At 69.1% G+C, this 19931-nt stretch carries 20 protein-coding genes; 14 read left to right on the top strand and 6 right to left on the bottom strand.

The window, feature by feature from the left end:
- Window positions 1-44: 44 nt before the first annotated feature.
- On the bottom strand, window positions 45-1076 hold the full coding sequence (hemE, locus tag LV780_RS02455; protein WP_011907606.1) for a uroporphyrinogen decarboxylase: 1032 nt from the start codon (window positions 1074-1076) through the stop codon (window positions 45-47).
- Window positions 1077-1152: 76 nt separating this feature from the next.
- Here hemE and hemC point away from each other — a divergent pair, with 76 nt between their 5' ends.
- Both hemC and LV780_RS02465 read left to right on the top strand, forming a co-directional pair.
- The gene (gene hemC / locus LV780_RS02460) at window positions 1153-2121 is read left to right on the top strand and encodes a hydroxymethylbilane synthase (RefSeq protein WP_101342293.1); all 969 of its coding nucleotides are present in this window, start codon (window positions 1153-1155) and stop codon (window positions 2119-2121) included.
- 209 nt (window positions 2122-2330) lie between these two features.
- A complete protein-coding gene (locus LV780_RS02465; protein ID WP_101342292.1) occupies window positions 2331-3089 on the top strand; it encodes a serine/threonine protein phosphatase in 759 nt (252 codons plus the stop codon).
- A 12-nt stretch (window positions 3090-3101) separates the two neighbouring features.
- Here LV780_RS02465 and LV780_RS02470 read toward each other — a convergent pair whose 3' ends face one another.
- From LV780_RS02470 to LV780_RS02490, 5 genes are all read right to left on the bottom strand, one after another.
- Window positions 3102-4040, bottom strand: coding sequence for an AEC family transporter (locus LV780_RS02470; protein WP_011907609.1), 939 nt, complete (start codon window positions 4038-4040; stop codon window positions 3102-3104).
- Window positions 4037-4834, bottom strand: a complete 798-nt coding sequence (locus tag LV780_RS02475; RefSeq protein ID WP_108221554.1) for an MBL fold metallo-hydrolase — start codon at window positions 4832-4834, stop codon at window positions 4037-4039. Before LV780_RS02475 ends, LV780_RS02470 begins: the two co-directional genes overlap by 4 nt.
- Entirely contained in the window at window positions 4834-5631 is a 798-nt protein-coding gene (locus LV780_RS02480) for a TatD family hydrolase (RefSeq protein WP_011907611.1), read from the bottom strand. The genes LV780_RS02475 and LV780_RS02480 overlap by 1 nt, the downstream gene beginning before the upstream one ends.
- Before the next feature lie 11 nt (window positions 5632-5642).
- Window positions 5643-6764, bottom strand: a complete 1122-nt coding sequence (locus LV780_RS02485; protein ID WP_108221553.1) for a DNA polymerase III subunit delta' — start codon at window positions 6762-6764, stop codon at window positions 5643-5645.
- A 199-nt stretch (window positions 6765-6963) separates the two neighbouring features.
- Window positions 6964-7257: a hypothetical protein gene (locus tag LV780_RS02490; RefSeq protein WP_011907613.1), complete on the bottom strand. Its 294-nt coding sequence runs from the start codon at window positions 7255-7257 to the stop codon at window positions 6964-6966.
- Window positions 7258-7525: 268 nt separating this feature from the next.
- Here LV780_RS02490 and ybgC point away from each other — a divergent pair, with 268 nt between their 5' ends.
- The 12 genes from ybgC to LV780_RS02550 all read left to right on the top strand — a co-directional run bounded on the left by ybgC (window position 7526) and on the right by LV780_RS02550 (window position 19865).
- Window positions 7526-7915: a tol-pal system-associated acyl-CoA thioesterase gene (ybgC, locus tag LV780_RS02495; protein WP_108221552.1), complete on the top strand. Its 390-nt coding sequence runs from the start codon at window positions 7526-7528 to the stop codon at window positions 7913-7915.
- Window positions 7916-8050: 135 nt separating this feature from the next.
- Window positions 8051-8749 (top strand): protein TolQ, encoded by a 699-nt coding sequence (gene tolQ / locus LV780_RS02500; RefSeq protein WP_011907615.1) that lies wholly within the window; start codon window positions 8051-8053, stop codon window positions 8747-8749.
- 3 nt (window positions 8750-8752) lie between these two features.
- Window positions 8753-9223, top strand: coding sequence for a protein TolR (gene tolR / locus LV780_RS02505; protein WP_011907616.1), 471 nt, complete (start codon window positions 8753-8755; stop codon window positions 9221-9223).
- A gap of 10 nt (window positions 9224-9233) precedes the next feature.
- A complete protein-coding gene (locus LV780_RS02510) occupies window positions 9234-10484 on the top strand; it encodes a cell envelope biogenesis protein TolA (RefSeq protein WP_117344877.1) in 1251 nt (416 codons plus the stop codon).
- A gap of 67 nt (window positions 10485-10551) precedes the next feature.
- Window positions 10552-11886, top strand: coding sequence for a Tol-Pal system beta propeller repeat protein TolB (tolB, locus tag LV780_RS02515; protein WP_011907618.1), 1335 nt, complete (start codon window positions 10552-10554; stop codon window positions 11884-11886).
- 84 nt (window positions 11887-11970) lie between these two features.
- Complete coding sequence (gene pal, locus LV780_RS02520; protein ID WP_101342098.1) at window positions 11971-12519, top strand: peptidoglycan-associated lipoprotein Pal; 549 nt, start codon at window positions 11971-11973, stop codon at window positions 12517-12519.
- A gap of 4 nt (window positions 12520-12523) precedes the next feature.
- Entirely contained in the window at window positions 12524-13348 is an 825-nt protein-coding gene (gene ybgF / locus LV780_RS02525; protein ID WP_101342099.1) for a tol-pal system protein YbgF, read from the top strand.
- A complete protein-coding gene (tilS, locus tag LV780_RS02530; protein ID WP_101342100.1) occupies window positions 13348-14586 on the top strand; it encodes a tRNA lysidine(34) synthetase TilS in 1239 nt (412 codons plus the stop codon). Before ybgF ends, tilS begins: the two co-directional genes overlap by 1 nt.
- Window positions 14587-14664: 78 nt before the next feature.
- On the top strand, window positions 14665-16566 hold the full coding sequence (ftsH, locus tag LV780_RS02535; RefSeq protein ID WP_011907622.1) for an ATP-dependent zinc metalloprotease FtsH: 1902 nt from the start codon (window positions 14665-14667) through the stop codon (window positions 16564-16566).
- 52 nt (window positions 16567-16618) lie between these two features.
- On the top strand, window positions 16619-17350 hold the full coding sequence (locus tag LV780_RS02540; protein WP_326489518.1) for a methyltransferase domain-containing protein: 732 nt from the start codon (window positions 16619-16621) through the stop codon (window positions 17348-17350).
- 134 nt (window positions 17351-17484) lie between these two features.
- Window positions 17485-18111 carry a hypothetical protein gene (locus LV780_RS02545; RefSeq protein WP_044248556.1) on the top strand — a complete coding sequence of 209 codons (627 nt, stop codon included), beginning with the start codon at window positions 17485-17487 and terminating at the stop codon, window positions 18109-18111.
- An 80-nt stretch (window positions 18112-18191) separates the two neighbouring features.
- Window positions 18192-19865, top strand: a complete 1674-nt coding sequence (locus LV780_RS02550; protein ID WP_108221547.1) for a formate--tetrahydrofolate ligase — start codon at window positions 18192-18194, stop codon at window positions 19863-19865.
- The last annotated feature ends 66 nt before the right edge of the window (window positions 19866-19931 follow it).

Raw genomic sequence — 19931 nt, forward strand, 5'->3', positions numbered from 1 at the left:
GCAACGGGGGGCGGCTCAAGCCTGCGTGAGCCGCCCCCGAGGGATCATTTGCCGCGGATCGTCTCGATCAGCAGCGTCACGTTCTCGGGGTCGGCCTCGGGGGTGATGCCGTGGCCGAGGTTGAAGATGTGCGGGCCGTTCCTGAACGCCTCCACCACGCGCTTCGTGGCCTGCACGAGTTCGTCGCCGCCCGTGATCATGTATTTCGGGTCAAGGTTGCCCTGCACGCAGCTCTTGCCCTTCTGGACGTTCTCGGCGGCCCATTCCGGGCTGACCGAGTTGTCGATGGCCACGCAATCGGCGCCGGTCTTTTCGGCGAAGCCGATGTAGCCCTCGCCCGCCTCGCGCGGGAAGGCGATGATCGGCAGGCCCGGATGACGCGCCTTCAGCTCGGCGATGATCTTCTTCGCCGGGGCGACCGCGAAATCCTCGAAGTCCTGACCTTTCAGCGATCCGGCCCAGCTGTCGAAGAGCTTGACCACCTCGCAGCCGGCCTCGACCTGCTTCGAGAGATATTCGATCGTGGCCTCGGTGATCCGGTCCATCAGCGCCTCGAAGGCCGGACGGTCGGTGTCCTTCAGCTTGTGCGCAGCCGCCTGGTCCTTCGAGCCGCGGCCCGCGATCATGTAGGTCGCGACCGTCCAGGGCATCCCGGCAAAACCGATGAAAGTGGTTTCCTTGGGCAGTTCGCGGGCGAGGATGCGGCAGGTCTCATAGACCGGAGCCAGCTTCTCGTGGATCTCATCCTTGCCCTTCAGCGCCTCGACCCCGGCCATGTCGGTGATCGTGGACATCCGCGGGCCTTCGCCCGTCTCGAACCACAGATCCGCCCCAAGCGCCTGCGGCAGGAGCAGGATGTCCGCGAACAGGATCGCGGCGTCAAAGCCATAGCGGCGGATCGGTTGCAGCGTCACCTCGGCGGCCAGCTCGGGGTTGTAGCACAGCGAGAGGAAGTCGCCCGCCTCGGCCCGCGTCGCACGGTATTCCGGCAGGTAACGGCCGGCTTGACGCATCAGCCAGATCGGGGGCGTGGGCAGGGTCTCGCCCCGCAGCGCACGCAGCATCGTCTTGGTCATGGGGTGCTCCTTCTCAGCTTGCCTGCTGGTTCCCAAGCTGCGCATGGGATGTCAATATGGGGAGTTGTCAGGGCAAATGGACAGCGCTAACCAAATCGGCATGACACACTCCATGCCCACCCCCGCTGAACCCCTCAAGATCGGCACGCGCGGCTCGCCGCTTGCGTTGGCTCAGGCCTACGAGACCCGGAGCCGCCTGTCGGCCGCGTTCTCGCTGCCGAAAGAGGCATTCGAAATCGTGGTCATAAAAACCACGGGTGACAAGGTCTTGGACCGCCCTCTGAAAGAGATCGGCGGCAAGGGCCTGTTCACGCGCGAGATCGAGGAGGCCCTGCTGGACGGGGGAATCGACATCGCCGTCCATTCGATGAAGGACATGCCGACGCTTCAGCCCGAGGGGCTGATCCTCGACACCTACCTGCCGCGCGAGGACACGCGGGACGCCTTCATCACCTACGCCGAGGGCGGGCTGGCTGATTTGCCGCAGGGCGCCACGGTCGGCTCGTCGAGCCTGCGCCGCCGCGCGCAACTCCTGAACAAGCGGCCGGACCTTCAGGTGGTCGAGTTCCGCGGAAACCTCCAGACCCGTCTCAAGAAGCTCAATGACGGGGTGGCGCGGGGCACGTTCCTCGCGATGGCCGGGCTGAACCGGCTGAAGATGGACCACGTGCCCCGTGTCGCCATCGAGCCCGAAGAGATGCTCTCGGCCGTCGCGCAGGGCGCCATCGGGATCGAGCGGCGGATCGACGATCCGCGCACGCAGGAGATGCTGGCCGCGATCCATGACGTGCCCACCGGCCACCGGCTTGCGGCCGAGCGCAGCTTCCTGCTGAAGCTCGACGGCTCGTGCGAGACGCCGATCGCGGGCCTTGCGGTGCTGGAAGGCGACCAGATCTGGCTGCGCGGCGAGATCCTGCGGCCCGACGGCTCCGAGTCGATCTCGGGCGAGATCCGGGGCGGCATTCCCGACGCGGCCGCGCTGGGCGCCGAACTGGCCTCGGAGCTTCTCGGCCGGGCGCCGTCCGACTTCTTCAGCTGGCGCTGAGCCGGGCGGGCAGGAGTGACGGGGGCGGCCTTCGGGCCGCCCTTCGCATGTCGAGCGTCACCCGGAAGGGCGGCGCGGCGTCGGCCGCGGACGATCGAGACCCCTTGGCGACATATTCTTTCGTGGGTGCGTCAACAGGCGCTCTCGGCCGGCCGGAATCCGCTGCTAACCTCGGAGCATGACGGCACGGTGCCGCCGGGGTGTTCCTCATGTCCCAGGTCGATGCAGCCTCTTCCTCCGCTGATCCCTTCGCCGAGGTGATCCGGGCCGGGCTCTGCGAGCCGCCGGTGCGGGTCCGGCCCCTGCCTCTGCCGGACGGCGATCAGCTCTGGCTGAAGCGCATCGAGGATCTGACCCACCGTGCCTGGCAGCGCAAGGGCGACATGCGCCGCCTGCTCCGGCGGGAACGTGAGGCGTTCGAGCGGATGGCCGCGGCGGGCCTTCCCGTCGGCACGATAGTGAGCGGCCACGGCGACTGGCTCGTGACGCGCGATGCGGGGGCGAACCTTCGCCACCTCCTGCGCTCCTCCGATGTGCGGACGCGCGAGCGGACGGCGGCCTTCGCGGCCGCGGGCAAGGCGCTTGCCCTGCTTCACAGCGCGGGCGTTACCCACGGTCGGCCCACGGTCCGGGCGATCTGCTGGGACGGCGCCTCCGCGCGCTTCATCAGCCTCTCGCACTGGTCCGACCGGCGGCGGAGACGGCGGCATTTCGCGCTCGACGTGATGATCTTCATTCATTCGTGCCTCTGCGCCGACCGGACCTCGCACGATGTTCTGGGGGTGGCGCTGAACACCTATCTCGACCATGCGCCCGAAGGAACCTGGAGGGCCGTCCGCCGGATGGCGATGCTGCTGGCCATGATCACGCCCGCCGCCGCCGCCCTGCGCCTCGCCCGGCCGGCCTCGCGCGGGCTGAACGCGCTGCCGCTCGCGCTGGCCTATGTCACCGAGCGCAAGCGCCCCTGACGGCTCTGTGCGTCAGGGCAGCAGTTGCAGCCAGAACCAGGTGGTGAGGATCGAGACGCCCGTCGCGATCAGCACGGCCGAGGCGGTGACGCGCTTTGCCACGCCATAGACGTTGGAGAAGAGATAGGCGTTAACCCCCGGCGCCATCGCCGCCGTGACCACGGCCGAGCGGATCTGGGCCGTATCGAGGCTCGCGACATGCCGGCCCAGAAGCCAGACGATCCCCGGATGCACGATCAGCGAGATCATCGTGACCATCCCGATCAGCTTCATGTCGCCCTCGGGCCGGTAGCGCAGCAGCACGCCCCCCAGACCGAAGAGCGCGGTGGGAAGCGCCGCGCGGCTCATCATCTCGACCGCGGCCGAGAGCGCGCCGGGCAGGGCCAGACCCGTGAGGTTCACGACGAAGCCCAGCGAGATCCCGATCACCAGCGGCTGCCGGAAGATCGCCGTCACCACCTGCCGCCCGAGCCGCGCCTTCGACAAGCCCATCCCGCGCGAGCGGACAAGCTCCATCACCGTGATGCCGAAGCCGTAGAGAAGCGGCGAGTGGATCGAGATGATCGCGTAGTTCGCGGCCAGCGCCTCCGGGCCATAGGCGCGTTCGGTGATGGGCAGGCCCAGCAGCAGCGAGTTCGAGAAGAGGCAGGCAAAGCCGATGGCCACGCAATCCTCGACCGGACGGCGGGCCAGGTAGCGCGCGCCGGCAAAGCCGAGGCCGAAGCCGGTGAAGGCGCCGACATAGAAGGCCGCGAACAGGCCGAGGTCGTAGTTCGCCGCAAGGTCGAGCCGCGCGATCGACGAGAAGAGCAGGCAGGGTACGGCGAAGTTCTGCGCGAACCGCATCACCGCATCCACGGCAAGATCGGACACGAGGCCCGCACGCGCGGCGGCATATCCGAATCCGATGACGAGGAAGACAGGCAGGATGACGTCGATCAGCGCGCTCATGCGGCGAGGTCGAACGTCAGCCCATCGTAGGCCGGCACGACATGCGCCGGAAGCTCCGCCGCCAGCGTCGCATAGTCGAGGTCGATATGCATGTTGGTCAGGATCGCCCGCCGGGGACGCGCCCGCGCGATCCATTCCAGCGCGAGCGCGAGATGGGCATGGGTCGGGTGCGGCTTGCGGCGCAGCGCGTCGAGCACCCACATCTCGAGCCCCTCGAGCCGGGGCCAGGCCTCTTCGGGGATGGCCACCACATCCGGCAGATAGGCCAGGGCGCCGACGCGAAAGCCGAGCGCCTCGGTGGGCCCGTGGCTGACGCGGAAGGGCTCGAGCCGGACCGTGCCGCCCGCGCCCGTGATCTCGAACGGGCCCTCGATCGTGTTGAGGTCGAGGATCGGCGGGTAGAGCGAACCTTCGGGCTGCGCAAAGGCATAGCCGAAGCGCGTGAGCAGCGCCTGTTGCGTATCGGCGTCGGCCCAGACCGGCAGGCGTTTCTGCATGTTGAAGACGATCTGGCGCAGGTCGTCGATGCCGTGGACATGATCGGCATGGGCGTGGGTCCAGGCCACGGCGTCCAGCTCCCCCACGCCCGCATCCAGAAGCTGCGGATGCATGTCGGGCGTCGTGTCGATCAGCACCCGCGTCGTGCCGTCCGCCGTGACCCGCTCGATCAGCAGCGAGCAGCGGCGGCGGCGGTTCCTCGGGTCGGTCGGGTCGCACTCACCCCAGAGCCCGCCCAGGCGCGGCACACCCCCCGACGAGCCGCAGCCCAGGATGGTGCAATGCAGCCGGGCCATCAGGCGGCGGCCTTCGCGAACAGCCGGTCGAAGTTGGCCGAGGTGGCGGCGGCGAAGTCGGACAGGTTCAGGCCGAAGACCTCGGCGCCCTTCGCGGCCGTGTGGGCGGTGTAGGCCGGCTCGTTGCGCTTGCCGCGGTAGGGCGGGGGGGCGAGATAGGGGCTGTCGGTTTCCAGCAGGATGCGGTCGAGCGGGGCCGCGGCGAAGATCGCGCGCAGCTCGGCCGATTTCGGGAAGGCCGCGATCCCGGACATCGAGAGGTAGAAGCCCAGATCCAGCGCGGCCCGCGCCAGCGCCGCCCCCGACGAGAAGCAATGCATCACGCAGGAATAGGCGCCCGCACGATGCTCTTCCGTCAGGATGCGGGCCATGTCCTCGTCGGCATCGCGCGCATGGATGATGAGCGGCAGGCCCGTGCGCCGCGCCGCCTCGATATGGATGCGCAGGCTCTCTTGCTGAACGGGCGCGCTTTCGGGCGTGTAGTGGTAGTCGAGCCCGCTTTCCCCGATGCCCACGAACTTCGGATGGGCGGCCAGCGCCACCAACTCCTCGACGGTGGCCATGGGCTCTTCCGCGGCGCTCATCGGGTGGGTGCCCGCGGCGTAGAAGACCCCCTCATGCGCCTCGGCAATGGCGCGCACCCGCGGCTCATGGCGCAGGCGGGTGCAGATCGTGACCATCCGCGTGACCCCGGCCGCCCGTGCCCGTTCGATCAGCGCCGCATGTTCGCCGTCGAAGTCGGGGAAATCCAGGTGGCAATGGCTGTCGACGATCTGCGGGGGCGTTTGGGGCGTCATCAGGCTTACCTTCAGGCGAGCTGGGCCGCCGTCTCGTCAATCCGGAGAACCATATCCATGAGAAGCGCGGCAGGGTCAAGGTTGACCGCCCGCCCGCGCCGTGCCCGGTTTCCGAGCGTCTGCGCCAGATCGGCCCAGAGCCGCGCCGCCCGCGCGTCGGGCGCGAGCCGCGCGATCAGGTCGCCCTCGCCGGGAACCGCTTCGGGCGGCAGAAGCCGCAGCGTGCCCGCCCGCGCCACCCGCACAAGGAAGAGGTCGATCAGCGTGAGCATCAGCTCGAACTGCGGCTCGGCCCCCTTGCCGGATGCGGCATCCGCCAGCGCCACGAGCTTGGCCCGGTCGAGCCGCGGGAGGGTCGAAAGCAGCCCCACCAGTGCCGCATAGAGCTTCACCCCCTCCAGGTTCGCCACCCGGATCGCCTCGCCCGCCGAGCCGCCCGCCAGCTCGGCCAGGGCCTGCGGATCGCCCGCCTCGACCCCCGCCGCGGTGAGGGCGCGGGCCATGTCCTCGGGCGAGAGCGGAGACAGGCGCAACTCGCGGCAGCGCGAGCGGATCGTGGGCAGCAGCCGCGAGGGCTGGTGGCAGACGAGGAGGATCGTCACCCCTTCGGGCGGCTCCTCGAGCAGCTTGAGCAGCGCGTTGGCGGCCGAGACGTTCATCTCGTCGGCGGGATCGACGATCGCCACCCGCCGCCCGCCATCCGCGGCCGACAGGGCGAAGAAGGCCTTCATCCGCCGCACCTCCTCGACCGTGATCTGGGTCTTGAGCCGTTTGGCCTTTTCGTCCCAGGCGCGGCGGAGCAGGAAGAGCCGTCCCTCCGACAGCGCCGCCATGCGCCGCGCGACGGGGTGATCCGCCGGCACCTCGAGCGAGGCAGGGGGTGGGGCGTCAAAGAGCCCGCCGCCCTCGGGCGTGGCCAGAAGGAACCGGGCGATGCGCCAGGCGAGGGTGGCCTTGCCCACCCCCAGCGGCCCCGTGATCAGCCAGCCGTGATGCAGGCGGCCCATGGTGAAGGCGGCGAGGAACTCGTCCTCGGCCCGTTCATGCCCGAAGAGCGCCAGCGTCTCGCGCGGGTGCGGCGCACCTTCGACGCGGTCGGGCTCCGGGATCTCGTCCTGCGCGGGCTGCGCCATCGCTTCCTCTCGGCTGGATGTGCGAGGCCGGGGCCACGCAAACCGGAGGTAGGACGGTCGCCGGGGCGATTGCAACCCTCGTGCGCGACGCCCGCCGTCAGCGGATCCCGCCGCCGTCGCGGCGCGCTGGCCGGAAATGACGTGGCCGGCCCTGTGGCCGGCCGCCCGGGCCCCGAAGGGTCAGCGTCCTCTCAGACGATCAGAGCTTGAGGCCGAGGCTTTTCCCGAGTTCGTCGTAGCTCATCAGCTTCTTCGGGGTGAAGAGCTCGAGCAGCGCGTCGAAGGCCGTCGTGTCGAGTTCGGCGAGTTGGCCGAAGATCTCTTCGTTGGTCGGCAGCTTCTTCGGCGTCATGGAATCGAGGATGTCGGTGAAGCCCATCGCCTTCGCGTCGCCAAGCTGGGCGCCCTTGCCGAAGATCTCTTCGTTGGTGGGCAGTTTCTTCGGCGTCATGTCGGTCAGCATCTGCGACATCGCCTTTTCCATATCAGACATAGTGCTCTCCTCTAACGGGCATTAGAACTCATGATCAGACGCGCAACACGCCTCGGGATGATGCGGATGCACCTGCGGTCCCGAAGTTAGCATGCGCCGCGGCTTCCTCACGCAGAAACGCGCAACGAAAGGTGCGGCATACACTCGCACCGCATGGCGAATGGGCGAGGGCACGCCCATTTCGGCTGCAATTTCCGCATCTTCCTTGCGGGGGCGGCCGCTTCGGGCTAGGCCGCGCCCTAGATCGATTCCCCCTCCGAGGCGCCTCATGCAGCACCGTTTCGCCCTGCGCGTTTACTACGAGGACACCGATCTCGCGGGAATCGTCTACTACGCCAACTATCTCAAGTTCATCGAGCGCGCCCGGAGCGAATGGGTCCGGGCGCTGGGCGTGGATCAGGTGCGCCTGAAGGCCGATTCCGGCATCGTCTTCGCCGTGCGGCGGGTCGAGGCCGACTACCTGCGCCCGGCGCTCTTCGACGATCTTCTCGAGGTCGAGACGCGGCTTGTCGAGACGGGGGGCGCGCGGATCGTGCTCGAGCAGGATGTGCTCCGCGGGCCCGAGAAGCTGTTCGGCGCCCGCGTGGTCCTCGTATGCCTCGGGCCCGAGGGGCGGGCGGCCCGCCTTCCGGCGGAAGTCCGCCAGCTTCTGCGCTGAGGGCCCGGATCCGGCGCGATCGGCCCTGTTGGCGCCGCTTTGCCACTTGACGCAGATGTGTTGGCAATCCCTCTAAAACCAAGATAGAATCACCGGTAAGAACGGCCCGCAGAACGGCCACCAGAGAGCAGGCAGATGGAAACGGAAACCCTTGCGATGGCGCAGGAGATTGATTTCTCCATGCTCGCCCTCTTCGCGCGCGCGACGCTCACGGTGAAGGTGGTGATGATCCTGCTGATCGTCATGTCCTTCTGGTCGTGGGCCATCATCATCCGCAAGCACCTCCTCTACCGGCAGGCGCGGCGCGAGGCGGCGATCTTCGATCGCGCCTTCTGGTCGGGCGAGCCGCTCGACGAGCTGTTCGAGCGTCTCGGGCCGCAGCCCGAGGGCGCCTCGGAGAAGATCTTCGCGGCCGGGATGCTCGAATGGCGCCGCAGCCACCGCACCGACGGCGGGCTGATCGCGGGGGCGCAGTCGCGGATCGACCGCTCGATGGGTGTGGCCATCGACAAGGAAAGCGAGACCCTGAACGCGGGCCTCTCGTTCCTGGCCACCACCGGCTCGACCGCGCCCTTCATCGGCCTTTTCGGCACGGTCTGGGGCATCAAGCACGCCTTCGAGCAGATCGCGATCTCGCAGAACACCAACCTCGCCGTGGTGGCGCCGGGCATCGCCGAGGCGCTCCTGGCCACCGCCTTCGGCCTCGTGGCCGCCATCCCGGCCGTGGTCTTCTACAACAAGCTCAACGCCGATTCCGAGCGGATCATCGGCGGTTACGAGGCCTTCTCGGACGAGTTCGCGACCATCCTCTCGCGCCAGCTGGACGCGGCCTGAACCATGGGGGCGGGTGTCATCAAGAAGTCCGGCGGAGGACGCCGCGGGCGGCGTCGCGGCCAGTCGGCCGCCATGTCCGAGATCAACGTCACGCCCTTCGTGGATGTGATGCTCGTGCTGCTCATCATCTTCATGGTGGCGGCCCCGCTTCTGACGGTGGGCGTGCCGGTGAAGCTGCCCGAGACCGCGGCCAATGCCCTGCCGACCGAGCAGGAAGAGCCCCTCACGATCACGATCGCCGCCGACGGGCGGTTGACGATCCAGACCACCGAGACGCCCGAGGCCGAGCTGATCCCCAAGCTCTCGGCCATCGCGGCCGAGCGGACCTCGAAGAAGGTCTTCCTGCGCGCCGACGGCGCGATCCCCTACGAGCGCGTGGCGCAGGTGATGGGGGCGCTCAACCGGGGCGGTTTCCAGGACATCGGTCTGGTGACGGATGTCGGCGGCCCGACGTTCGGCGGAAGCGGCGGCTAGGCCATCCGGCATGGACAAGGGGGTCATCATCTCCGGCATCGGGCACTTCAGCCTGATCCTCTGGCTCTTGTTCGGCGACTGGTTCTTCCAGCCGCAGCACGCGCCTGAAGTGGCCGTGACCTCGGTCTCGCTGATGACGAGCGCCGAGTTCGACGCCATGACCTCGGCCGCGACCCAGCCCTCCGAGCAGCGCCCGACCCCTTCGGTCGAGCCGGAACAGCCGGCGCCCCCCCCTGAAGAGGCCGCGCCCGCGCCGGCCCCCGCTCCGGTGGCGGAGACGCCGCCGCCGCTCGCGCCCGAGCCGCGGCCCGAACCCGCGCCGCAGCCGGACGCCGCACCCACCGCGCCCGAGATCGCGCCGGTGCCCGAGCCCGAGATCGCCGAGGCGCCCGAGCCGTTGGCTCCGGTGGCCGAGGTCGAGCAGCCGATCCTCGTGCCGCAAAGCTCGCCGCGCCCCAAGCCCAAGCCTGCGCCGCGCGTGGCGCCGACCCCGGCCCCCGCGCCGCCGCCCGAGGCCGAGGTGGCCGAGGTGCCGACCCCGCCGGTGGCGCCCGATCCGCAGACGCCGGCGCCCGAGGTGGTCGAGGAGAAGCCCCCGGCCGCGCCCGAGGAGGCCACGACCGAGATCGTGACCGAGGCGACCGAGACCGAGGAGGTGGCGCAGCTCGCCCCCACCAGCTCGGCCCGGCCCAAGGTGCGCCCGCAGCGCGCCCGTGCGCCGGAACCGGCGGCCGAAGAGCCGCGCCCGGCCTCGACCAGCCGCACCGAGACCGCCGCGGCGGAGCCCGCCGAGACACCGGCCGAGCGGCCCGAGCGGCCCGCGGCCGAAACGCCGCGCCAGAACGACAGCCGCGCGGTCGAGGATGCCCTGGCCGAGGCTCTTGGTGGCGGCACCGAGCCCGCGTCCGAGCGGCCCTCGGCGCCCGCCCGCTCGGGCCCGCCCGTCACCAGCGGCGAGAAGGACGCCTTCCGCATCGCCGTGCAGCAATGCTGGAACGTGGGGGCGCTTTCGACCGAGGCGCTGGCCACGACCGTCACGGTGGCCATGAGCATGAGGCAGGATGGAACGCCCGATGCCGGCTCGATCCGCATGATCGAATCGCGCGGCGGGACCGACGCCGGCGCACGTCAGGCGTTCGAGGCCGCGCGGCGCGCCATCATCCGCTGCGGAACGCGGGGCTTCCCGCTGCCGCCCGAGAAGTATGACCAGTGGCGCGAGGTCGAGATGGAGTTCGATCCCAACGGGATGCGGATGAAATGACGATACAGCGCGCGTGTATCCGGGCCTCGGGCCCGGTTCAACGGAACCCGGAGAGCATGAGGACTCCATGAACCTGTTCAGATCCCTCGCCCCGATGGGCCTTGCCCTGGCCCTGCTTCTGCCGGCGGCGGCCCCCGCCCTGGCCCAGCAGGGGCCGCTGCGCATCCAGATCACCGAAGGCGTGATCGAGCCCTTGCCCTTCGCCGTGCCGAACTTCGTGGCCGAGACGTCGGGCGCCTCGCAGCTGGCGCAGGACATGGCCCGCGTGATCGCGGCCGACCTGTCGGGCACGGGGCTCTTCCGCGAGATCCCGGCCTCGGCCCACATCAGCCGCGTGACCAGCTTTGACGCGCCGATCGCCTACAACGACTGGAAGGCGATCAACGCGCAGGCGCTGATCACCGGCTCGGTCTCGGCTTCGGGCGACCGGGTGGTGGTGAAGTTCCGTCTGCACGACGTCTTCTCCGACCAGCCGCTCGGCGAGGGGCTGCAGTTCGCGGGCTCGGCCTCGGGCTGGCGGCGCATGGCGCACAAGGTGGCCGACGTGGCCTACAGCCGGATCACCGGCGAGGGCGGCTATTTCGACAGTCGCGTGGTCTTCGTCTCGGAAACGGGGCCCAAGAACGCCCGCGCCAAGCGCCTTGCGGTGATGGATTACGATGGTGCGAACGTGCAGTATCTGACGGACTCCTCGTCCATCGTGCTCGCGCCGCGCTTCTCGCCCACCGGCGACCGCATCCTCTTCACCTCCTATTCGACGGGCTTTCCCCGGATCTACCTGATGGATGTGGGCTCGCTCGCGACCCGCAGCCTTGCCGAGCAGCCCGGCACGATGACCTTCGCGCCCCGCTTCGCGCCCGATGGCCGGACGGTCGCCTTCTCGCTCGAACAGGGCGGCAACACCGACATCTACACGCTCGACACCGCGAGCGGCACGCGCCGCCAGCTGACCAACTCGCCCTCGATCGAGACCGCGCCGTCGTATTCGCCGGACGGCAGCCAGATCGTGTTCGAGAGCGACCGCTCGGGCGGCCAGCAGCTCTACATCATGCCCGCGGGCGGGGGCGAGCCGCGGCGGATCTCGAACGGAGCGGGCCGCTACGGCACCCCGGTCTGGTCGCCGCGCGGTGACCTCATCGCCTTCACCAAGCAGCACCAGGGCCGCTTCCACATCGGCGTGATGCGGACCGACGGCTCGGAGGAGCGGCTGCTGACCGCCTCGTTCCTCGACGAGGGCCCGACCTGGGCGCCGAACGGCCGCGTGCTGATGTTCACCCGCGAGGGCGCGGGGGCGGGCGGGCAGCCGGCGCTCTATTCGGTGGATATCTCGGGGCGGAACCTCAAGAAGGTGCCGCTCAGCGTTCCGGCCTCGGACCCGGCCTGGTCGCCGCTTCTGCCGTGACATGACATGCCGGCCGCCGTTTCCCGCGGCGGCCAAACCTGTTACCTTCGGCCGCACTGCGCCCGATCTGCGAAGGACATTTCCATGACCCATCTTCCGAAGGCCCTGATTCTCCTGGCGGCCCTGGGCCTTGCCGCCTGCAACAACCCGGACCGCTACGGCGCGGGCGGGGCCGGTGGGGCCGGCGGCACGGGCGGCTACGGGGCGGGCGGCTACGGCGCGGGCGGGATCGACAGCCAGGGTCTCGGCGGGCCGAGCGATCCGCGCTCGATCGCCTATTTCCAGCAGACCCTGGGCGACCGCGTGTTCTTCCTGGTGGACCAGAGCACCCTGAACGACTCGGCGCGCGCCACGCTCGACACGCAGTCGCAGTGGCTGATGGCGAACGCCGACTATGCCATCATCATCGAAGGCCACGCCGACGAGCAGGGCACGCGGGAATACAACCTCGCCCTCGGCGCCCGGCGCGCCTCGGCGGTGCAGGACTACCTGATCTCGAAGGGCATCGCGCCCTCGCGGATGAAGACGGTGTCCTACGGCAAGGAGCGCCCGGTCGAGGTCTGCTCGACGGAGGAATGCTACTCGAAGAACCGCCGCGCGGTGACGGTGCTCTCGATGGGTGCGGGGGTCTGATCCCATGCGCACCCTGATCCTGGCCGCCGCGCTTGCGCTTGCGCCGCTTCCGGCGGCGGCGCAGGATCGCGCGCAGACGCTGGCCGACATCAAGGCCGAACTGTCCACGCTTCAGGCCCAGTTCAACGATCTCAAACGCGAGCTGGTCTCGACCGGCGCCGCGACCTCGGGGGCGGCGGGCGGCTCGGCGCTTCAGCGCATGGATGCGATGGAGGCGGCGCTGTCGCAGGTCACCGCCAAGGCCGAGGCGCTGGAGCTGAAGATCAACCGCGTGGTCAGCGACGGCACGAACCGGGTGGGCGATCTGGAGTTCCGGGTCTGCGAGCTTGAGGACGGCTGTGACATCGGCGCCCTCGGAGAAACCGCGCCCCTGGGCGGGCAGGCCTCCGCGGCGCCCGTGGCAACCCCCGCTCCGGCCCCGGCGGCCGATCCTGCCGGCACCTTCGCCGTCAACGAGAAAGCCGACTTCGACCGGGCCCAGGAGGTGCTCGGTCAAGGTGACTTTCGCTCCGCCGCGGACCTCTTTAAGGCCTTTGCCGAGACCTACACGGGCGGCCAACTGACCTACGAGGCGCACTATCTGCGGGGAGAGGCGCTGAGGCAGCTCGGCGAGACCGCGAATGCCGCCCGCGCCTATCTCGAGAGCTTTTCGGGCGACCCGGACGGGCCGCGCGCCCCCGAGGCGCTGCTGAAGCTCGGCCGCGCGCTCGGCGACCTGCGCCAGACGCCCGAGGCCTGCGTGACGCTGGCCGAGGTCGGCACCCGCTTCCCCGGCAGCCCCTCGGCGGCCGAGGCGGCCACGGCGATGCAGGGGCTCGGCTGCAACTGATGCCGATCCTTGAACGGTTCCTGAGGGGCCCGGGGCTGCGTGAGGTGCGCGCCCTGGGCCTCGCCGTTTCCGGGGGGGGCGATTCGATGGCGCTCCTGCATCTTGCGGCCGAGGCGGGCATCGCGGCCCGCGCGGTGACGGTGGATCACGGGCTTCGCCCCGAGGCCGCCGCCGAGGCGCTCGAGGTCGGCCGCGTCTGCGCGCGCCTTGGCGTGCCGCACGACATCCTCCGCTGGGAGGGCTGGGACGGCCGCGGCAATCTGATGGACCAGGCGCGACGCGCGCGGCTGCGGCTTGTCTCGGAATGGGCGCGGGGGGCGGACCTTGATGCGGTGGCGCTGGGTCATACGCGGGACGATGTGGCCGAGACTTTCCTCATGCGGCTGGCGCGCGGGGCGGGGGTGGACGGGCTTGCCGCCATGCGGGCCGAGCGGCGGGCCGAGGGGATGCTCTGGCTGCGGCCCCTGCTGGGGATCGGGCGCGAGGAACTGCGCGAGGAGCTGCGCCGCCGGGGGGTGGCCTGGTTCGAGGATCCGTCCAACGAGAATCGCGCCTTCGACCGGGTTCGGGTGCGGCAGGCGATGCAGGGGCTTGCCGGCCTTGGCCTTGGCCCCGAACGTCTGGCCGAAGTCGCGGGGCATCTGGCCGAGGTGCGCGCGGCGCTCGATGCGCAACTGCACGAGGCGGCGCGGACACTCGTGCGGGTGGACCGCGGGGACGTGCTGATGGCGCCCGGCGTTCTCGATCTGCCCGACGAGATCCTGCGGAGGCTGCTGCGAGGCGCCGTTCAGTGGGTGGCATCGGCGGAATATGGCCCGCGCGGCCCGGCGCTGGCGCGGCTCATGCGGGACCTGCGGCAGGGGAAGGGGCGGACGCTCCACGGCTGCCGGCTGGTGTGGCGACGCGACGGGCTGCGGATCGGGCGCGAATGGCAGGCGGTGAGGGATCTGACAGCCCCGGTGGAGGCGCTCTGGGACGGGCGCTGGCGGCTGCAAGGTCCGCCGCAGGAAGACATTTCCGATCAGCCGCTTGAGGTCCGGGCCCTCGGCGCCGACGGACTTGACCGCTGCCCCGGCTGGCGTGCGACGAACATGCCCCGGGCCAGCCTGCTCGCCTCGCCGGGGGTGTGGCGGGGGCCGGATCTGCTGGCTGCCCCGCTCGCGGCCCGGCCGAACGGATGGGTCGCCCTGACCGATCCCCTGCGAAATGGCGACTTTCTTTCACGACTATCGCATTGAACGGTCCGCGCTTATGTCTATCTTAAGCCGCAATGACCTGCGGGCGGGCCCGCGGAGAGACTCTGCAAGGAGACATTTGTGGGCAACGCGCGAAATATCGCTTTCTGGGTGGTCCTGTTCCTGCTGATCCTGGCGCTGTTCAACCTGTTCAGCGGCGGCCAGACCACCAGCAGTTCGCGCACCATCTCCTATTCCGATTTCATCGCCCGGGTGGATGGTGGCGAGGTTTCCTCGGTCACGCTCGACGGCGAACGGGTAATGGTGCGCGGCAAGGACGGCACGCAATATGTGGCGATCAAGCCGCAGGGCGAAGAGATCACCGACCGTCTGATCAATCAGGGCGTGGAAGTCCGCGCCGAGGCGCAGGAGCAGTCGGGATTCTTCTCGCTGATCTCGCTCTGGCTGCCGTTCCTCGTGCTGATCGGCATCTGGATTTTCTTCATGAACCGGATGCAGGGCGGCGGGCGTGGTGGCGCCATGGGCTTCGGCAAGAGCCGGGCCAAGCTCCTGACCGAAAAGCAGGGCCGCGTCACCTTCGACGACGTGGCCGGCATCGACGAGGCCAAGGAAGAACTGGAAGAGATTGTCGAATTCCTGCGCAATCCGCAGAAGTTCAGCCGTCTCGGAGGCAAGATCCCCAAGGGCGCGCTGCTCGTGGGCCCGCCCGGCACGGGTAAGACCCTGCTGGCGCGCGCCATCGCAGGCGAGGCCGGGGTGCCCTTCTTCACCATCTCGGGCTCGGACTTCGTCGAGATGTTCGTGGGTGTGGGTGCGTCCCGCGTCCGTGACATGTTCGAGCAGGCCAAGAAGAACGCGCCCTGTATCGTCTTCATCGACGAGATCGACGCCGTGGGCCGTGCGCGCGGTGTGGGGATCGGCGGCGGCAACGACGAGCGCGAGCAGACGCTGAACCAGCTTCTGGTCGAGATGGACGGGTTCGAGGCCAACGAGGGCGTGATCATCGTCGCGGCGACCAACCGCAAGGACGTGCTCGACCCGGCGCTGCTGCGTCCCGGTCGCTTCGACCGCACGATTCATGTGCCGAACCCCGACATCAAGGGCCGCGAGAAGATCCTGGGCGTCCATGCCCGCAAGGTGCCGCTGGGCCCGAACGTGGACCTGCGCCTGATCGCCCGCGGCACGCCGGGCTTCTCGGGGGCGGATCTGATGAACCTGGTGAACGAGGCGGCGCTTCTGGCCGCTCGCGTTGGCCGCCGCTTCGTCACGATGGACGATTTCGAGAACGCCAAGGACAAGGTGATGATGGGGGCCGAGCGGCGCTCGATGGTGCTGACGGCCGACCAGAAGGAAAAGACCGCCTATCACGAGGCGGGCCATGCCATCGTCGGCATGAACCTTCCCAAGTGCGATCCGGTCTACAAGGCGACGATCATCCCGCGGGGCGGTGCACTCGGCATGGTGGTCAGCCTGCCCGAGATGGACCGGCTGAACATGCACAAGGACGAAGGCAAGCAGAAGATCGCCATGACCATGGCGGGCAAGGCCGCCGAGATCCTGAAATACGGCGAGGAGGCCGTGTCGTCGGGCCCGGCGGGCGACATCCAGCAGGCGTCGGCCCTGGCTCGCGCCATGGTCATGCGCTGGGGCATGTCGGACGTCGTGGGCAACATCGACTATGCCGAGGCGCATGAGGGCTATCAGGGCAACACCGCGGGCTTCTCGGTCTCGGCCGAGACCAAGAAGATGATCGAGGCCGAGGTGAAGCGTCTGATCGACGAGGGCTACCAGACCGCCTACCGGATTCTCACCGAGAAGTCGGAAGAATTCGAACGTCTGGCCAAGGGCCTTCTGGAGTATGAGACCCTGACCGGCGACCAGATCCGCCGCGTCATCGCGGGCGAGTCGATCGACTCGGATGATGATGCCGATCGTCCGGTGGGCGGCGGCTCGATCGCCGCGATCCCCAAGACCCGGCCCAAGGTCATCAAGGCCGACGGCGGCCTCGAGCCCTCTGTCTGAGGCCAACGACATAAGCGACTGGAACCCCGAAACCTACGCCAGGTTTCGGGGTTTGCGTCTGAGGCCCGCGCTGGATCTTCTGGCCCGTATCCCGGCCTTGCCGATGGGCTGCGTGGTGGATCTTGGTTGTGGGGGTGGGGCGGTCGGACCGGCGCTGGCGTCGCGTTTCCCGGACCGTCGGCTTGTCGGCGTCGATGCTTCTCCCGCCATGATGGCCGCGGCCGGGCAGTCGGGCGCCTACAGCGCACTCGTCAAGGCCGACATAGCCGAGTGGACACCGGACGAGGCGCCGGCCCTGATCTTCTCGAACGCGGCCCTCCAGTGGCTGGGCGACCACGACCGGCTGATGCCGCGCCTTGCGGCCATGCTTGCACCCGGCGGCTCGCTTGCGGTGCAGATGCCCCGCCAGTATGGCGCGCCCTCGCATCGGTTCCTGCGCGACATCGCGGCGGCCATGTTCCCCGACCGCTTCACGCTCGAGGATGCCCATCCTGTCGCACCCGCGGCGCATTACTGGGAACTGCTCTGCCCCTTCGGCGAGGTGCAAGCCTGGGAGACGGAGTTCATCCAGCACCTCGAGCCCACCCCCGGCGCGCATCCCGTCCGGCGTTTCACGGAATCGACCGCAATGCGGCCCTTCCTCGCGCGGCTTGCGGCGGATGAGGCATCGGCCTTCGTCGCGGCCTATGAAAGCTCGCTCGCGGCCGCCTATCCCCTGCGGCCGGACGGCAGCGTGCTCTTTACCTTCCGGCGCTGCTTCTTCGTGATGACCCGCCCGGACTGAAGGGGCTGCGCTTGCGACGCAAGCGCCTCGGGCTGCTCTCCGGCTTGTCCTTTCGGGGGTTCCGTGCTTCACAGGAGGGCCCGCAGTTTCGACCCTTGCGGCGTTTCCATCAATTCAGTGGCACAGCCGACATGATGACCTTCCAGCCGGTTCCCGTCCTTGCCGCAAGCGTCACCCTCACGCTTGCGTTGTTGCTCGGGGATCTGATCTTTCTCGACGATCTCAATCTCTTCTTCAAGGAGGGGCACGGCGTCGAGCGGCTGACCGTGATCCTGTTCGCGGCCGCCATCCTGCTGTGGTTCGTCAAGCAGGGGCTGCGCCGCGGACTTGGCGGCTGGCATGTGCCCGCGGCGCTTCTGCTGATGGCGGCACGCGAACTGGACTTCGACAAGCGTCTGACCGACCAGGGGCTCCTGAAGCTCCGCACCTACACCAGCCCCGGCGGATGGGAGGACAAGCTGGTGGGTGCCCTCGTGCTCCTGCTGATCCTTGTTGTCCTGGTGCGGTTCCTGCGCCGCAACCTGTCGGACTGGCTGTCGCGGCTCGCCCGCCTCGAGCCGGGCGCGCTGTGGGTGTTCGTCGGGCTTGCGCTCGTGACCATCGCCAAGACGATCGACGGGCTCGACCGCAAGCTCGCCCCGTTCGGCATCGACGTGCCGCGCGAGATCGGCCTGCGGGCCGGCCGGATCGAGGAGGTGCTCGAGTTGGCTTTTGCGCTCTGCCTCATCCAGGCCATCGCCCATCTCCGACGAACGGCCTAGCGCCGGCCGCCTCGACCTTCATCCTGACGGGCGCTAGATGGATGGAGGGGAGACGTCCGACAGGGCATGAGGGAGAGGGCATGACATTCCAGAGCGATATCGAGATCGCCCGCGCGGCGAACAAGCTGCCGATCCAGGAGATCGGGGCGCGTCTCGGCATTCCGTCGGGGGATCTGATCCCCTATGGCCACGACAAGGCCAAGGTCTCGCAGGGCTTCATCCGCGGGCTTGCCGACCGGCCGGACGGCAAGCTGATCCTCGTCACCGCGATCAATCCGACACCCGCGGGTGAGGGCAAGACCACGACGACGGTCGGCCTCGGCGACGGGCTGAACCGGATCGGCAAGCGGGCGGTCATCTGCATTCGCGAGGCGTCGCTCGGCCCCAACTTCGGCATGAAGGGCGGAGCGGCGGGCGGCGGGCGGTCGCAGGTGGTGCCGATGGAGGACATGAACCTCCATTTCACCGGGGATTTCCACGCGATCACCTCGGCCCACAACCTGCTGTCGGCCATGATCGACAACCACATCTACTGGGGCAACGATCTGGGCCTCGATGCCCGGCGCATCACCTGGCGGCGGGTGATGGACATGAACGACCGGGCCTTGCGCGACATGGTGGTGAACCTCGGCGGGGTCTCGAACGGCTTTCCCCGTCAGACGGGGTTCGACATCACGGTGGCCTCGGAGGTCATGGCGATCCTCTGCCTCGCCGAGGATCTCGAGGATCTCGAACGGCGGCTGGGCGACATCGTGGTGGGCTACCGGCGCGACCGCAGCCCGGTCTTCTGCCGCGACCTGAAGGCGGATGGTGCGATGGCGGTGCTGCTCAAGGATGCGATGCAGCCGAACCTCGTGCAGACGATCGAGAACAATCCGGCCTTCGTGCACGGCGGGCCCTTCGCCAACATCGCCCACGGCTGCAATTCCGTCATCGCCACGCGGACGGCGCTGAAGCTCGCCGACTATGTGGTGACCGAGGCGGGGTTCGGGGCCGACCTCGGGGCCGAGAAGTTCTTCGACATCAAGTGCCGCAAGGCGGGGCTGAAGCCCTCGGCCGCGGTGGTGGTCGCGACGGTGCGGGCGCTCAAGATGAACGGCGGTGTCGCGCGCGAGGATCTGGGGCGCGAGGATGTCGCGGCGCTGAAGCGCGGCTGCGCGAACCTCGGCCGCCATATCGCCAATGTGAAGGGCTTCGGCGTGCCGGTCGTGGTGGCGATCAACCACTTCACCACCGATACCGAGGCCGAGATCGAGGCCGTCCGCGCCTATGCGGCGGGGCAGGGGGCCGAGGCGATCCTCTGCCGTCACTGGGCCGACGGCTCGGCCGGGATCGAGGATCTGGCGCGCAAGGTCGTGCAGCTGGCCGAGACGCCTTCGATGTTCGCGCCGCTCTATCCCGACGAGATGCCGCTTTTCGAGAAGATGGAGACCGTCGCCCGGCGCATCTATCACGCACATGACGTGATTGCCGACCATGTGATCCGCGATCAGTTGCGGGCCTGGGAGGACGCGGGTTACGGGGCGCTGCCGGTATGCATGGCCAAGACGCAATACAGCTTCACGACCGACGCCGCGATCCGCGGTGCCCCCGAGGGCCATTCGGTGCCGATCCGCGAGGTGAGGCTGTCGGCCGGGGCCGGGTTCGTGGTGGCCATCTGCGGCGAGATCCGCACGATGCCGGGCCTGCCGCGCGAGCCCGCCGCGGAAGTGATCCGCCTGAACGGCGAGGGACGGATCGAGGGCCTCTTCTGACGGCGCGTTTCGCCCCCTTGACCTCGGATGCCCCGTATCTGAAACGGGGACCGGACCCAGAAGCGA

This window comes from Cereibacter azotoformans, from assembly GCF_021391315.1.
Taxonomy (GTDB): domain Bacteria; phylum Pseudomonadota; class Alphaproteobacteria; order Rhodobacterales; family Rhodobacteraceae; genus Cereibacter_A; species Cereibacter_A azotoformans.

Excerpts from the sequence above, each read along its gene's own strand:
- hemE (WP_011907606.1), bottom strand. The coding sequence starts at position 1,076 with ATGACCAAGACGATGCTGCGTGCGCTGCGGGGCGAGACCCTGCCCACG.
- hemC (WP_101342293.1), top strand. The coding sequence starts at position 1,153 with ATGGACAGCGCTAACCAAATCGGCATGACACACTCCATGCCCACCCCC.
- LV780_RS02465 (WP_101342292.1), top strand. The coding sequence starts at position 2,331 with ATGTCCCAGGTCGATGCAGCCTCTTCCTCCGCTGATCCCTTCGCCGAG.
- LV780_RS02470 (WP_011907609.1), bottom strand. The coding sequence starts at position 4,040 with ATGAGCGCGCTGATCGACGTCATCCTGCCTGTCTTCCTCGTCATCGGA.
- LV780_RS02475 (WP_108221554.1), bottom strand. The coding sequence starts at position 4,834 with ATGGCCCGGCTGCATTGCACCATCCTGGGCTGCGGCTCGTCGGGGGGT.
- LV780_RS02480 (WP_011907611.1), bottom strand. The coding sequence starts at position 5,631 with ATGACGCCCCAAACGCCCCCGCAGATCGTCGACAGCCATTGCCACCTG.
- LV780_RS02485 (WP_108221553.1), bottom strand. The coding sequence starts at position 6,764 with ATGGCGCAGCCCGCGCAGGACGAGATCCCGGAGCCCGACCGCGTCGAA.
- LV780_RS02490 (WP_011907613.1), bottom strand. The coding sequence starts at position 7,257 with ATGTCTGATATGGAAAAGGCGATGTCGCAGATGCTGACCGACATGACG.
- ybgC (WP_108221552.1), top strand. The coding sequence starts at position 7,526 with ATGCAGCACCGTTTCGCCCTGCGCGTTTACTACGAGGACACCGATCTC.
- tolQ (WP_011907615.1), top strand. The coding sequence starts at position 8,051 with ATGGAAACGGAAACCCTTGCGATGGCGCAGGAGATTGATTTCTCCATG.
- tolR (WP_011907616.1), top strand. The coding sequence starts at position 8,753 with ATGGGGGCGGGTGTCATCAAGAAGTCCGGCGGAGGACGCCGCGGGCGG.
- LV780_RS02510 (WP_117344877.1), top strand. The coding sequence starts at position 9,234 with ATGGACAAGGGGGTCATCATCTCCGGCATCGGGCACTTCAGCCTGATC.
- tolB (WP_011907618.1), top strand. The coding sequence starts at position 10,552 with ATGAACCTGTTCAGATCCCTCGCCCCGATGGGCCTTGCCCTGGCCCTG.
- pal (WP_101342098.1), top strand. The coding sequence starts at position 11,971 with ATGACCCATCTTCCGAAGGCCCTGATTCTCCTGGCGGCCCTGGGCCTT.
- ybgF (WP_101342099.1), top strand. The coding sequence starts at position 12,524 with ATGCGCACCCTGATCCTGGCCGCCGCGCTTGCGCTTGCGCCGCTTCCG.
- tilS (WP_101342100.1), top strand. The coding sequence starts at position 13,348 with ATGCCGATCCTTGAACGGTTCCTGAGGGGCCCGGGGCTGCGTGAGGTG.
- LV780_RS02545 (WP_044248556.1), top strand. The coding sequence starts at position 17,485 with ATGACCTTCCAGCCGGTTCCCGTCCTTGCCGCAAGCGTCACCCTCACG.
- LV780_RS02550 (WP_108221547.1), top strand. The coding sequence starts at position 18,192 with ATGACATTCCAGAGCGATATCGAGATCGCCCGCGCGGCGAACAAGCTG.